At 57.9% G+C, this 13,156-nt stretch carries 11 protein-coding genes and 1 pseudogene; 7 read left to right on the top strand and 5 right to left on the bottom strand.

The features are described 5' to 3' along the window. Positions 1–74: 74 nt before the first annotated feature. The 3 genes from BM357_RS17440 to istA form a co-directional block, all read right to left on the bottom strand. Positions 75–335, bottom strand: coding sequence for an ATP-binding protein (locus BM357_RS17440; protein ID WP_074956519.1), 261 nt, complete (start codon positions 333–335; stop codon positions 75–77). Between the two features lie 49 nt (positions 336–384). Then, positions 385–1,152 carry a hypothetical protein gene (locus BM357_RS17435; protein ID WP_074956517.1) on the bottom strand — a complete coding sequence of 256 codons (768 nt, stop codon included), beginning with the start codon at positions 1,150–1,152 and terminating at the stop codon, positions 385–387. 71 nt (positions 1,153–1,223) lie between these two features. Then, positions 1,224–2,738 (bottom strand): IS21 family transposase, encoded by a 1,515-nt coding sequence (istA, locus tag BM357_RS17430; RefSeq protein WP_074956521.1) that lies wholly within the window; start codon positions 2,736–2,738, stop codon positions 1,224–1,226. 269 nt (positions 2,739–3,007) lie between these two features. Here istA and BM357_RS17425 point away from each other — a divergent pair, with 269 nt between their 5' ends. Both BM357_RS17425 and BM357_RS17420 read left to right on the top strand, forming a co-directional pair. Continuing rightward, positions 3,008–3,649, top strand: a complete 642-nt coding sequence (locus tag BM357_RS17425) for a glycosyltransferase family 32 protein (RefSeq protein WP_083430648.1) — start codon at positions 3,008–3,010, stop codon at positions 3,647–3,649. A 198-nt stretch (positions 3,650–3,847) separates the two neighbouring features. Further along, a pseudogene (locus BM357_RS17420) lies at positions 3,848–4,138 on the top strand (transposase); the annotation flags it as partial. Here the strand turns inward: BM357_RS17420 and tnpA (BM357_RS20790) are convergent. Then, positions 4,051–4,305 carry an IS66 family insertion sequence element accessory protein TnpA gene (tnpA, locus tag BM357_RS20790; RefSeq protein WP_425426566.1) on the bottom strand — a complete coding sequence of 85 codons (255 nt, stop codon included), beginning with the start codon at positions 4,303–4,305 and terminating at the stop codon, positions 4,051–4,053. The pseudogene BM357_RS17420 and the gene tnpA (BM357_RS20790) sit on opposite strands and share 88 nt — an antisense overlap. A 431-nt stretch (positions 4,306–4,736) precedes the next feature. Here tnpA (BM357_RS20790) and BM357_RS17415 point away from each other — a divergent pair, with 431 nt between their 5' ends. Then, on the top strand, positions 4,737–6,131 hold the full coding sequence (locus tag BM357_RS17415) for a sugar transferase (protein WP_074956511.1): 1,395 nt from the start codon (positions 4,737–4,739) through the stop codon (positions 6,129–6,131). Position 6,132: 1 nt separating this feature from the next. Then, entirely contained in the window at positions 6,133–6,570 is a 438-nt protein-coding gene (locus tag BM357_RS17410) for a hypothetical protein (RefSeq protein ID WP_074956509.1), read from the top strand. A gap of 615 nt (positions 6,571–7,185) precedes the next feature. Here the strand turns inward: BM357_RS17410 and BM357_RS17405 are convergent. Next, on the bottom strand, positions 7,186–10,887 hold the full coding sequence (locus BM357_RS17405; RefSeq protein WP_074956507.1) for an AAA family ATPase: 3,702 nt from the start codon (positions 10,885–10,887) through the stop codon (positions 7,186–7,188). A gap of 533 nt (positions 10,888–11,420) precedes the next feature. Here BM357_RS17405 and BM357_RS17400 point away from each other — a divergent pair. From BM357_RS17400 to tnpB, 3 genes are all read left to right on the top strand, one after another. Further along, positions 11,421–12,239 carry a hypothetical protein gene (locus tag BM357_RS17400; protein ID WP_074956505.1) on the top strand — a complete coding sequence of 273 codons (819 nt, stop codon included), beginning with the start codon at positions 11,421–11,423 and terminating at the stop codon, positions 12,237–12,239. A gap of 68 nt (positions 12,240–12,307) precedes the next feature. Beyond that, entirely contained in the window at positions 12,308–12,628 is a 321-nt protein-coding gene (gene tnpA, locus BM357_RS17395; protein WP_245783892.1) for an IS66 family insertion sequence element accessory protein TnpA, read from the top strand. Beyond that, entirely contained in the window at positions 12,622–12,984 is a 363-nt protein-coding gene (gene tnpB / locus BM357_RS17390; RefSeq protein WP_074956503.1) for an IS66 family insertion sequence element accessory protein TnpB, read from the top strand. Before tnpA (BM357_RS17395) ends, tnpB begins: the two co-directional genes overlap by 7 nt. Positions 12,985–13,156: the final 172 nt, after the last annotated feature.

Here is a 13,156-nt window from a genome sequence, read left to right as displayed (position 1 = left end):
CTGTAGTTACTACACGAGTTATCCACAGGTCTTGCGAATCCATGTCGGGCTTGACTTCGCGGGACTTTGTGTGACTACCAACTGTCGAACTCGGGCGAGTGTGTGTAGTCGATGTCCTCCAGGCAAGCCTGCGGAATCTTGAGCCTGGCTTCTTTCAGTAGACGCGTGAGCCGGCGGTTTTCCCGCGCATTCCACTCCGCGTCCACTATGAGTGCCAGACGTTCCTCAAAGCCCAAGCCTTGCACGTCAGTCCGCTCGGCTTGGTTCACGACAGCATCTGCCATACCGTGAAGCCGCATCTGCCTCAGTTTTTGCACGGTTTGTTCTGTCCACATGAATGGCTATCCCCTTTCAGTTGGAGGAGGGGGGGATGCCCCCCCTCGTTTAAGGCTGATTCAGACGAATCTTTAGGAGGGCATTTTCCTCACGAGCTTGGGCCAGGGATTCCCGCAGTTCCGCGATGAGTGTCAGATGCCGGCGTTCGGTGTCCAGGACCGCCTTGTCCAGTTCCAACGGCATCCGTTCACGGATACGTTCCAGTTCGCGCTCGGTCTCCTGAAGCCGAGCCAGTACGGCAGTGTGTTTTTGTTCGAGTTCACCTAACGCCTGTACACGGGCTTCCAGCGTCGCGGCCCGCCGCTTTGCCTCCTCGCAAACCGTCTGTGCAAGACTCGCCAATTGGGCCGCCTGCTCTTGGGTCGCTTGAGCCTGTGCGAGCCTTTGAGCCATCTCTTCCCGTTCCCGAGCCCAGGTCTCCTGCACCAGTGTGGATTCCGCCTGTATCTGGGCGATTTGTTCAGCCTGCTGCTCTGACATCCGTTGCAACTGCTCCCTCTGTTCGTACACGGTCCGTTTGGCTTCCTCGAGAGCAGCCTGCAGTCGGGCGATCTCGACGGTATATCTCTCTTCCTGATCCCAGGTGACGTTGACCCACTCGGTGTAAATCGCCTCGATTCTTTCAAAATGGCGGCGCAACTGATCCAGTGCGGGAATGGGACGGCCGCCCTCCTGCTCCTGCTTTGCACGGTGCAAGCCGAGAAGATATTCGACGACCTCGCGCTGCGTCATACCGCCAAGCTGTGCACCTAACTGGTTCACCGCGTCCTTGAGACCCGCGGTGACCTTCAGCGTGGTATCTTTGGCGTCGTTCACCGTATACGTAACCTCCTTGGTATATCTGGGGTATCCTTTGGTATACGAGTATCCAGCCGGTATACGAGGGCCTACTTCTCGTAATACTCTGGCCCTCGCAGGTTCTCATGACGCGGAAGCTGCACCACTTTGGCTTGTCCGCTTGGAATGCGGTCCAAGCCCTTCTCGAGAATGGAGCGCAGGCTTTTACTGGAGAACGTCTGGTACTGGGTCGCGCGCATGGCAGCCGCCTCGATTCGCTCCTTGGTGTAATATCTGGCCAGTTCCATGACCCCGCGACAAATTCGGTAGCCCTGTTCAGGATGGGCTGCGGAGGCAAATACCCCCTCTATGAATTCAGCGGTGTTGGGCCCGATGGACTCTGCCCATTTCAGGAAGTGCTCCGGAGACCAGTTCAGCACCGCCTGGTGGCGCGGATGCAAATGTGCCGGTTCGGTGACGTAGGTGCCCGGTTTGAAGCTGCGCACATGCGTGGCTACGCACTGACCGCCATGAAAGATATCCACCATGTGATCGGTCAGGCGCACGTCCAGGCGTTTACCGACCAGTTGATATGGAGCGCTGTAAAAGCTACGATCCACTTGAACGTGGCAATTTGGTTGAAGCTTCGCCACCGTCCACTTGGCGAGCATGAACCGTTCCTTGGGCAACGGGCGCAGCGCGGGCTTGTCGACGGAATCGAACAGGCTGCGCCTGGAGCCCTTCATCTTCTGAAACGGCTTGTTGTTGAAATCGTCCAGTATGTCCCAGAGAACCCCGTTCAACTCCGCCAAGCTGAAGAAGTTCCGGTTGCGAATCCTGGCCAAGATGTAAGTCTCCACATCCTGGACGCCTTTCTCGACTTTGGGCTTGTCCTTTGGGTGGCGAGGGCGCGTTGGCAGCACAACCAGCCGGTAGTGCTCCGCCAACTGTTCGAAGGACGATTGAATCTCCGCCTCGTAACGCGACGGCTTGGTGACTGCGGATTTGAGGTTGTCCGGCACGATGATCTCAGGGGCACCGCCGAAGTATTCCAGTGCGTTACAAACGGCTTGAATGAGGGAGGGGACATCCTGACCCCGACATGCCTCCACGTACGCATAGCTGCTGGCACCCAGGACAGCCACGAAAATTTGCGCCTGAAACACCTCACCCGTGGACGAGTCGGTGACAGGCACGGTGTGGCCCGCGAAATCGATAAATACCTTCTCACCTGCCTTGTGCCGTTGTGGTGCAGTCACCTCGTGAGCCGCTGCCCACTCTCGGTAACTTTCACAGAAGCGGGAATACCCGTACGGGTTGGAACTGGATTGCCGGTACTCTTCCCACAAAAGCATGAGCGTAACGTTCTTCTTCCGCAGTTCAGCATGGACCCGTGCAAAGTCCACGGGGTCCTTGGTCTCATTGGAGACCGGTTGCGGATAAAGGACATTCTCCAGCGTCGAGTCGTCTATGGTGTCGGGCAGCGGCCAGGACCATTCCGATTCGTCAAACCGGCGCAGAAGCTCAAGCACTGTGCTGTGGGATACAGCGAAGCAGCGGGCAATCTTGCGGGCGCTCATTCCCTCCTCGTACCGTAGTCTGAGGATTTCACGAATCCTGCGCATGGTTAACCTCCTGTTCGCCAACCTACGTCCTCCTTCTGGGCCCTGATAGGGTCCCAAAAGGAAGGATAGGAAATGGCGTGATAAGGTGACCAGTGCCAAAGCACATTTTCACAGGAATGGAAACTCAGGAAGGCACTCAGAGGGGGAAAAGGCAGAGGTGGTTACCAACTATTAGTGGTCGGTTTCACCCGGAATGGGCGGTCGGTTTGCGTCGGAATTGATGGTCGGTATCCGTCGTAACCGGTGGTCGGTTTGCGTCGGAATACACAATAATTGAGTGGAATGAGTCGAATTTCGATGTGACAGCCCATCCATATACCAAGCAGAACTATGAGCTGAAACGTTACGCATTCGTATCTGATTACGTCAGGCTGAAGGCACTTAACGATTTTGGCGGCCTTTATTTAGACACAGATGTAGAAATCAAGAAAAAATTCGATGATTCCTTTCTGGATTATGGAATGTTCTTGCCATTTATGTATGATTGCACCCTTAGTACGGCCGTGATTGGTGCGGAACCAGGACATGAAGCTATCAAGAAGTTGTTGGATCAATACCGTGACTTGGAGATCAAAGACTCACCGAATAATGGACTTTTTACACGTTTTTTTCTGCAGGAGTTTGAAAATTTCAGGTTAAATAACAGGTTTCAGGTGCTGAATGGAACTATCGCGGTGTTCCCTAAAGAGTATTTTGAGTGCCCTACATTCAGCAGAGACATGGGGTACTCAGTTCACCATTTTACTGGTTCATGGAAGGTGAAGGATGACCGTAAATTTAGAAATATTATCAAATGGTTAGCAAAATCAGTTATTGGAGATGTACTTTACTCGAAAATGCAACGATACCGTGCTTTAAGAATATCCCCGTTCTATGATACTTACTTGGAACATAAACACGGAGTCAGTTAATTTTCTGCAGCGCAAAAAGCAGCGGTGACGTACCGTATTTTGTGTAAGCACTCCCCAGACGAACTGGGGTGAGGTGGTGATAAAAAATCAAAAGCAGGGCAACGTGTTCCTCGAACGGCGATGGTCCCTCAACCACACATACTCGAGAAAGGGTGTGCCCTGCGTGTATAATATTACCAAAGCTGATTTGTCTTTGCAATTTATGGAGGAACCCGCTGCTTCGTTCAGAGTAAGTTTGGACTGTTCATGCGACTGGAGTTGAACGGGTTTCTGGATGAGAATGAGTGCGACTGTAGCGGTTGTGCACGTAACTCACGTAATGGGTTCTATACCCGAGACCTGGATACCCGATACGGAAAAATCCGCAATCTGCGCGTACCAAGGGATCGGAAAGGCAAGTTTCACACCCGTCTGTTCACGCCGTGCTCCCGCCGGGACAACTGGCTCGAGGAAGCCATTATCTCCATGTACAAGGGTGGTATGAGCACTTCCGCTTCCTCGACGGACTCATGAACTTGAACCGGGATGAAACGGGGTTGTTCAGGGGCTGACTCCGCCTTGAACTTGCTGACCCAATACCACAACTGGTGCTCCTTCACATGGTGGGCTGCGCACCACGCCGCACCGGTTTGCCTGCTTGCACGGAAGTCCGCGATGCGCGCGCCAGATCTCCCGAAGTTCTGCCAACTCCGCCTTCGTCATGATGGCTCCCTACCCAATTGACTCTGGGAGGATAATCTGACAGATGCGGCGTCAGCGCTAGGTGTGTACTATTTGACGCTTACCGCAGTTCGAGGTGGATACGACGTTGCTGGTTAACCACAAGGCCAACGACAATCAGTCATTGGAGTATCAGAGCATCGAGGGGTTCTTGCCCCGACGATACGAGACATGGAGTGAGAAGGTCTGGAGAAGCGGGGGATACAGACATTTTGATAAACCAAAAGATTTTTGGGTTGTGATAGGCCTAGCGAGTCAGGCACACCCTATTCCATTTCCAATCGTTTGGTGGTAAAGTAAAACTATAGATAAATTTGAAAAACAAATAGACGCCTTGGCGGGCCAGTCACTGGGGGTTACAGGGGAAATGGGTGATTTGTCTGCAGGCAGCCGTCGCATTGGATTTTTGTTGGACGTGTTGATCATCCTCATTGGATTCCGCGTCACGTATGCCATCTTGCAACTCATACTTGGGCACCCGATCTTTCGCTTCAATGGCGCTATCTACTTCGGTACATATCTGCTGATCACCATCGCCTGGGGTGCCTCCCTGTTGTTCGCAGGGGAGTATCCAACACGACGATCGTACAGCTTCCTCTACGAGGTCCTCGTCACACTGCGAGTCGGTGCCCTCGGTGTCTTGTTTTTCACAACTCTCGCTTTTCTCCTGAAATTGAACGGTTTCAGTAGGCTTTTTCTGGGGTCTTACTTTGTGATCACGGCCGTTCTCATGACGATCGAACGGTGGGGGATCCGCGCGTGTCTAGGTGTCCTTCGAGCGAAGGGCCGAGACCAGAGGACGCGCTTGGTTGTCGGAGGTGGGCCGAGGGCGAGGCGGTACATACAACAAGTGGATCGACATCCGGAACGCGGACTGCGGGTCATCGGGTACCTGAGCGACAGGGATGCGTCTCTGCCCGCGCCACGTCTGGGTGGATTGGCGGATCTTCGCCAGACGCTGACCACTCATCCTGTGGACGCGGTCGTCGTGACGTTGCCTGTCACTCATGCCGAGACGGAGAACATCCTCGCCGAGTGCGAGTTGCACGGCGTCCCCGTTGAGCTGCTGCTCGACAGCTTCAGCTCCCGGATCAATGCCTCCGAGCTGGTTTCCACCATGGGGATCCCTCGGCTACTCATCTCTACCTTGCCGCACACCGCCGGAGCACTGGCATGGAAGCGCGTAACGGATCTTGTCGTCAGCGGCTGTCTTCTGTTGCTGCTGTCCCCGCTGATGGCAGCCATTGCGCTCGCCATCAAGCTGGACGACGGGGGACCCGTGTTGTATGCCCAGGAACGGGTCGGGCTACATGGACGCCGATTCCGGATGCACAAGTTCCGGAGTATGGTGGTCGACGCGGACCGAATGAAGGACCAACTGCGCCACCTCAATGAGATGTCGGGGCCCGTCTTCAAGATCCGTGACGATCCGCGCGTCACCCGCGTCGGCCGCTTCCTGCGCCGCACGAGCCTCGACGAGCTCCCGCAGCTGTGGGATGTCTTTGTGGGCAATATGAGCTTGGTCGGCCCGCGTCCTCCGTTGCCCAACGAGGTGGATATGTACGACATCAAGCATCGCCGCCGCTTAAGCGTGAAGCCCGGCATCACGTGCCTGTGGCAGATCAGCGGCCGCAACAATATCGACTTCGACCAGTGGATGGAGTTGGACCTGCAGTACATCGACAATTGGTCCTACCTGGAAGATTGGAAGATTTTATTTAAGACGATTCCCGCGGTGCTGCGGCGGGAGGGGGCGAGTTGATATGGCCATTCACGAGATGGACGGGTATCACGGACGGGCCTTGATGCAGATCATCCGAAGCGATGAGTTTACCTCTATCAATCGATATGACACATCGATCCGCTCAGCGTACGTGATCAACCACAATACCGGGCTCTACGTCAAGTATACGACTCGTGAGAACTCTCCGTGGCGTTTCTCGTTTTCGGCCGACGAGTGGTCGAGGCTGACTCCGTTTGCGAGCCGCTATCCACGCATGTTCATGCTGTTTGTGTGCGGATACAGCAAGTTCTGTGTATTGGATTGTTCTCAATTCATCTCGGTGACCTCGCTGACGGGGGAATCCTGCTGGACCGAGATATCTCGCGAGCCGGGCACGTTCTTTCGCGTGCGTGGCAACGTCGGCGTGTTGGACGGATCCGTGCCGCCGAGCGCTTATCCGCGAAGGGTGCTGCAGTAGGCTCCCCGTTCGACAGGGCCACCAGTTAACATTCGCCGTAGTGGTGCGCTTCGCATCCTTTGCCATAGGGAATCGAAGGGACTGAGGCTACCCTGAGGCTCGCCTCAGTCCCAGACCCCCATCTCATGGACGCTCAATGTGTGGCGGCAGTTTGGGCAACGCAATTTCGATTCACCAATATCCGATAGCTTCCGTCCTCGTGTATGGCAACGGGGACATCGGATCCTTCCTTGCCGCACGTCCACATGACCACTTTGGTCGTGCGCAGTGGATTCTTTCGTCTCGTAGATCTGTGCGCATTCTGGGCATTGGTACACAGAATAGACGACGAGTTGGTGAATCCGCTCGTTCTCAGCGAGGCTGGGCTTCTTTCGCAAGCGATTCGCCCGCATGTAGTCGGCTACGTTGTCGAAGACGCGCATACTGCTTCCGGGTGAAACATTTGCCTGATAATCACAACGCTCGCAGGTCAGCCACACCATAATTCCCGGCATCGATTTGCCCCTCTTCGTGACCGTGGGGGCGGCACTGGCTCGGCCATTCAGCCGTCCCTCGGTGCTATGGACTTCTGCCTATCCCATACATCCGGTTTTCATCGGACGGGAAGAATCTTCCTCACAACCGCTCCGCGATTCGCTCCGCGATCTGCCGGATGACGACCGAATCCAGACCCCCGTGGTCGTCATCCTGCGTCGTGAACAGGTTCTGACCCAGTTCAAACCCGTTCTTCCGGTACCACGACAACTTGTCCTCCCAGGCCTGGCGGTAGTCCGGGTTGCCGAGCATGCCGAGGTGTTCCCAGATGATGAGCTCCCCGGCAGGATCGACGAATGTGAAATCCGGCAGTACGACGCCTCCGGTGAACGGCCCGGTGAGCGGCCGCTCGTACTCGTACGGCAGGCCCATGTGGTGGAGCGTGTTGGCGATGACAAGCTCCGATTTGCTGCGCACCAGGTGTCCTCTCTCCGTGCGGTGGATGAGGTGTTCCGCGTACGGAACCGCCGCGTCCGCCTCGCGCACACCCGCCGTGAACAGATTCGTGTTTCGTCGCGCCGTCTCCGACGCTTCCGGTCTCGAGAGGTGGTACAACAGGCTGATGTCCTCTCCCTCGATGAACAGGACCAGCTTTCGTCTGGCGCGCGTCAGCGCCGTGTAGATCAGCTCTGTGGACAACAGGCGGCTCGACTTGGGCAGGATCACGAACACGGTGTCGAATTCGCTGCCCTGCGCCTTGTGGACGGTCAGTGCGTACGCCAGCTCCAGCGGCGGCGCGTCCTCCGTGAAATCCTTCCCCCGGTAGCCGACCGTGATGTTCGGCCGGCCGGAGAAGAGGACGTTGAGCCACTTGTTCTTTCCTTTCACGTGTTCGTTCACGGCGATCCCGATCTCGCCATTCGCCAGGTAAATGCCCTGTACCGACTGTTTGGCCTCCCAATTCCACCCATCCCGCCGCGTGTTGCGCGTCTGCAGCACCTTGTCGTGCAACACAATTTCCTCGTCGCCCAAGCGGACATGGCGGTGCGGGAAGCGGTGGGCCTGTTTCAACTCATTCTCCCGGAACCGCGCCTGGATCCAGCGGTTGAGAGCCAGCACGCCGTGCGGGTGCATCCGAACCGGGGACAGGATTTGGAACGATTCCACGCTGTCCGGCTGATTGGATGGGACATATCCGTTGGATTCGATGCCCAACACCCGGTTGAATCCCTTAACATCGTCTGGGCCTTGGAGGCCCAGGCGTTCACACATCGCTTCGAGCAGGCGTGCCTCAAGCTCCGCGGAAGAGTTCCAGAACTTCACCTGCAGGTCGTTCAGCGGCTCGGCTGAGGAGAGCCGCCGAAAAATGGCGTCCGCATTGGCCGCTTGTGGCTCTCGTGTGAACCAGGCGGCCAACTTCAGCGTATCCGACGGTGCGCCAGCCTGCGCCCGTACCTCGACGGTGAGTCGCGCCAGAGCGTCGGCGAGGTGTCTTTCTTTTGGGAGGGTCGAGTCGGCCGCGTGATCGAAATACCCAACCAAGTCCGCGAACGGCCGGCCTGGGCCGATGGGCGGAAGCTGATTCGGATCCCCAACCAGGAGGATGCGCGTCACGTGCGAAAGATCGATGGCTTTGAACACCGCCGTCATATCGTCGAGGGTCAACATGGAGCACTCGTCGATGACCACCGTCTTCTCTCCGCGGTACGGCGATCCGCCAGAGAGCAGCGGCCGTTGCCGCTCGACGTCGTACCGGCCGAGCCGGAGCAGGAACTGGGCGATGGTCAGGGCTTCGAATCCGGCCGTCTGCTGCAGACGGACCCGCGCCTTGCCCGTCGGGGCGAGCAACAGGACGCCATCGCGGCGAATGGCGTCTGACTGCAGCAGGGCGCCGAGCACGGTCGTCTTCCCGGTGCCTGCCTTGCCGGCGAGCACCGACAGCTTGCGCGTGGTGATCCGCTCCAACGCCGCCGCCTGCTCTTCCAGGGCCGCTGCATGGCTGGGCACATTCGGATCCAACTGAACACCTTTGCGAGCCAACGTGCGGTGAATCGCGGTCTTCCAATCGGTGCCGACCGAGGGCAGGACGGCCCCAGCCCGCGCCAGCAACACCTTGCGCAGGTACGCCTCACGTGCTTGGTACTCCGTCAATTGGAGGGCGTGGCGCAGCCCTGTCCCTGAACCGGAGGGGAGATCCAGCGTGGCGATGGCGTCTCCCCAGTCGTCCCGATGGGCGTGAAGATAATCCAAGCCGACCTCACACGGTTGTGCCCAGTCGAGCTGTGGCAGGCGGCGCAGCGCCTCCCCGTCGGCCAGCAGGGTGTCTCCTTGTTCGGCCGCATCACGGAGGACCCGCACCAATCCGGCGCGCACCCTGCGTACATCTATGGGTGAGGCCACCGCTGAAGGGCTTGGCACGGGGTGGCGCGTGGCGATCGAGGCGTCCGGCAACAGGCCCCGGTCCAGCATTCCCACCGAGATGGCGGGGGCGTCCGGATGATCCACGTCCAATTCAGCGATGCGGTACGGATTGGCCAGGAGGTCGGCGTCCGAGATTCGGCATCCCGCCGTGTTCTCCCGCTGCTGCACGTCAAACCATCGCTTCGCCTGCGCCGGCGAGAGGGCGAAGCGGGACAGCAGATGCAGCAACGATCTGCGCTCATCCGGCAGGGATGCCCAGGTCTTGCGCACGGCGTCGAGGTCTGGCCGGTATTCGGGCCGCGGCGGATCCAACTCACCGCGCAGGAGGGCGTCCACCAGAGGCCACGGGTCGTCCATCGGATCGATCCGGCCAGAGGTGATGAGCTCCAACGACAGCGCGGTGCCGAGCCGCAGTCCGAGCGCTTCCAGGGCGGAGCCCAGCCCCGGGAAGGCGCCGCGGTCCTGCCAGAGCGCCGCAATCTGCTGGTTGATCCACTCCTCCCGCTGCATCCACGGCCCCGCCGCGATGCCGTGGGCGCGTACGCGACGGACGGCCTCCAGGCTTCTCGTGAGCACTTCCAGCGCGGCGTCCGCGCCCGCCAGCTCGGAACCGTACGAGAACGCCCGTTGGTGGGCGGTGTCCACCGTCACGGCAATCTCCCGCAACAGGTCTTGGCGGCGCTGGTCCTCGGCGGGATCGCCCGTGGGCTCGAGGTAGTCGTGATAGGGAAGGAGGAACCCATCCGTCCCGTCGGGGCGGATGGAGTGCCGGATGACGCGCTCCCAGAGCGGGTACGATCGCTGCGGGTCGGTGCTGTTGTACATGAGCCGGTCGCTCACGTGCTCAATCCGTCCGATCCCCACAATCAGGCGCGACAGATCATCGCCCAGGGGATGGCCGTCCTTGGCGTAAAACAGCACCAGCGACCCCTGGGGGGTCAGGCGCCCGTAGAAGAGGTCGTTGAGGGCCATCTGCCGTTCCCGGCCAAACACCCATGCGGTTGAGAACGGTGCCTCCTCGTCGGGCGGCAGCGGGACGGGGGATTGATCGTCTATGGCTGCCTGATTCGATTTCAGCATCCACCAGAACGGAACCGCCAGCGTGGCGTAGGGCGGGATCACGATCCGGGTGGGGCGAAGGTGACCGTGCGTCGTGTGACTGCTCTTTTGGTACGGGTGTTCCATCACGCGGACCCAGTCCCGCGGACTCATGAACCCGGCGCCTTCGGCGACGCAGGAGGGAAGCTGGTCCACGGGCACCTGGTCCCAGGTTCGCGCGGCCAGTGCTTCTTCTGCCTCATCCTGTTTGCTCTCTCGGATGCGCTCCAACAGGGTGCAGAACGTGTTGGCAGAAGGATGCCGGCAGACGGTCCCGTTCCAACGGTTGTCGTGCCAGGCGACGCGGACGGTCAGGTGAAACATGATGTGGATACACCTCGCTGAATGGGTTGGACCGCCGAGCCCTCGCCGGTCCGCAAGGGAGTGATGGAGCTGAATCACAGCGTTTTATGGACTTGATTATTCACAAGGCAGCGGAAAGGTCCACATTTCGCGCCCGCGAGTCGGAAGGACTGAATTTCTGTGGGCAGGAGTTGACCTCCGAGAGGACGAAGTACCGTACGGTGAATCTGGACTTCGGGGGACTTCCAATTGTTCGCTGACCTGCCGATTCGGCATTTCAGAATGGGTTCCGCGCCCGTATGGGCGGGTTTGACTCGTCGGCTTTGAGTTCGCAAGGCCGTTGACGATTTCGTGGGCACTCAAGCCACGGTGACGTGCAACCGCCATATTGAACGGAAGAGCTTATGCGGGCGTGGGTCGATCCACTGGCCGGCGAACCGTTCCGCCGGCGGTCATGACGGTGTCACGCGCCACAGGAAGTCACCGGCTCAACATTTGACATTGAGGATATAATGGTAATATCGATCATGGTTCGGTGAGGGAGTTCCACGCCTATGGCCCCATCGTTTCAACTAGTGATAGAAAACTTGAAAAAATCTGCCCACGGTGTTCCAGTGCGACTGTACGGTCAGTTACTCGACGATCTTCAAAGCGTGATCTATCTCCTTGGAGCAAACGTGGAAGGGATTCACCTGAGTTCTAAAGGACCTTTGCCGGCTTCTCTTGTGGATACGTACACGCTCGAGGTGAAGGCAGAACACGCCGGAAGTTTTGCGGCGGAGGTCGCGTTTGCGGAACCACAGGGGTTGGATGTGTTCGATGAGCCTCGTCGGGAAGTTTTACTGCAGTTGGAGCATTTATGTAGGGCCATCGCAAACCGCGACAACGAGCGATTATACCAAATCATTCCCAATGCATTGTTGCGTCGCAAATTGCTGCGCGCATTCAGAAGCCTAACGGCTCAGTTGGGTAGAGATTTCTCCGCAAGCCTTCAACTGGGCGAATCATCACGCCGGTGGCACTTCGATGCAGAGGCCCCGCAGTGGATTGATCAGATTCTGACTCGTGTTAGTGAGAAATCCCGTCTAGAAATGTGGGGCCAGTTGATCGAACTGCGCGTAGTGGATGAATTCAGGTTCACCCTTCTGTCGGCCGGTAAGGAAATCAAATGCTCCTTCGATGAAGAACTTCTTGAAAACATCATACCTTGCATCGGCCAGCCTGTCAGCCTCACAGGCGAGGGCATATGGAGTGAGCGCGGATTGGAGAGGGTGGTGCTGCAAGGGTTGCAACGCTTACGTCCGGGAGAGGTGGAGATGTCGGTCATTACCTGCGGCAAGGATCGGTATTACTTGAAGGTAAGCGTCAAATAGTCCACACCTAGCGCCAAGCCTTGTTCTGCGAGATGATTCCCCCAGAACCCAATCATGGAGGGATCATCGTGACGAAAGCGGAGTTGGAAGAGCTTCGTGAGCTTTGGCGCGCCCGCGTGGCCGACTTCCGGGCCAGCGGACAAACGGGCGCCGCATGGTGTGCTGTCCACCAGATCAAGGAGCACCAGCTGTGGTATTGGGTGGGCAAGTTCAAGGCGGAGCAGGTCGAGCCGCAGCCTCGTTTTGTCCCCATTCATGTCCAGGAACCGACCGGAGAGGTGGACAAACCGCTGTCCGTCCGTGTGGGCCCGGCCATCATCGAGGTCACGCCCGGTTACGACACTGAACTGCTGCGCGATGTGGTGCGCACGTTGTCCGGCCTATGCTGAACATCGGTACCGGACCGGAACTGCGTGTGTACTTGGCATGCGGCAGCACGGACATGCGCAAATCCATCGATGGCTTGGCAGCCTTGGTTCAGGAGTCTTTCGAGCTGGATCCGTTTTCTCCGTGCATTTTCGTCTTTTGTAGCCGGAAGCGGGATAAGTTGAAGATCCTGTACTGGGAGTACAACGGCTTCTGGCTGTGTTACCGGCGCCTGGAGCGTGGACGGTTTCAATGGCCTGACACCAGTGCCGGCAAGACCGTCGTCATTGGCCGCCGCGAGCTCAACTGGTTGCTGGACGGACTGTCGCTGACCCAGCAGAAGGCCCACCCGAAAGTCTCCGCCAAGAGAGTAGTGTAAGGGTCCAAAAATCGCGAAAGATGCCTTTTTGACAAGGGATTTCGGCAACTACGTCGAAATCCTTTTGCATGATGAATACGACGACGGTGACCACCAACCAACCGGAATCCCTGCAGGAACGCTACGAAGCGTTGGAGCGGGAAAACGCGGAGCTGAAAAAGCAGGTGAAGCT

This window comes from Paenalicyclobacillus macrosporangiidus, assembly GCF_900116805.1.
GTDB classification, from domain to species: Bacteria; Bacillota; Bacilli; order Alicyclobacillales; family Alicyclobacillaceae; genus Alicyclobacillus_H; species Alicyclobacillus_H macrosporangiidus.
Note: the sequence above shows the minus strand (reverse complement) of the source record. Positions and strands in the feature narration are given on the sequence as shown.

Bases quoted from the DNA above. Each gene is read 5' to 3' on its own strand.
- BM357_RS17440 (WP_074956519.1), bottom strand. From the start codon at position 335: ATGTGGACAGAACAAACCGTGCAAAAACTGAGGCAGATGCGGCTTCAC.
- istA (WP_074956521.1), bottom strand. From the start codon at position 2,738: ATGCGCAGGATTCGTGAAATCCTCAGACTACGGTACGAGGAGGGAATG.
- BM357_RS17415 (WP_074956511.1), top strand. From the start codon at position 4,737: ATGGGTGATTTGTCTGCAGGCAGCCGTCGCATTGGATTTTTGTTGGAC.
- BM357_RS17410 (WP_074956509.1), top strand. From the start codon at position 6,133: ATGGCCATTCACGAGATGGACGGGTATCACGGACGGGCCTTGATGCAG.
- BM357_RS17405 (WP_074956507.1), bottom strand. From the start codon at position 10,887: ATGTTTCACCTGACCGTCCGCGTCGCCTGGCACGACAACCGTTGGAAC.
- BM357_RS17400 (WP_074956505.1), top strand. From the start codon at position 11,421: ATGGCCCCATCGTTTCAACTAGTGATAGAAAACTTGAAAAAATCTGCC.
- tnpB (WP_074956503.1), top strand. From the start codon at position 12,622: ATGCTGAACATCGGTACCGGACCGGAACTGCGTGTGTACTTGGCATGC.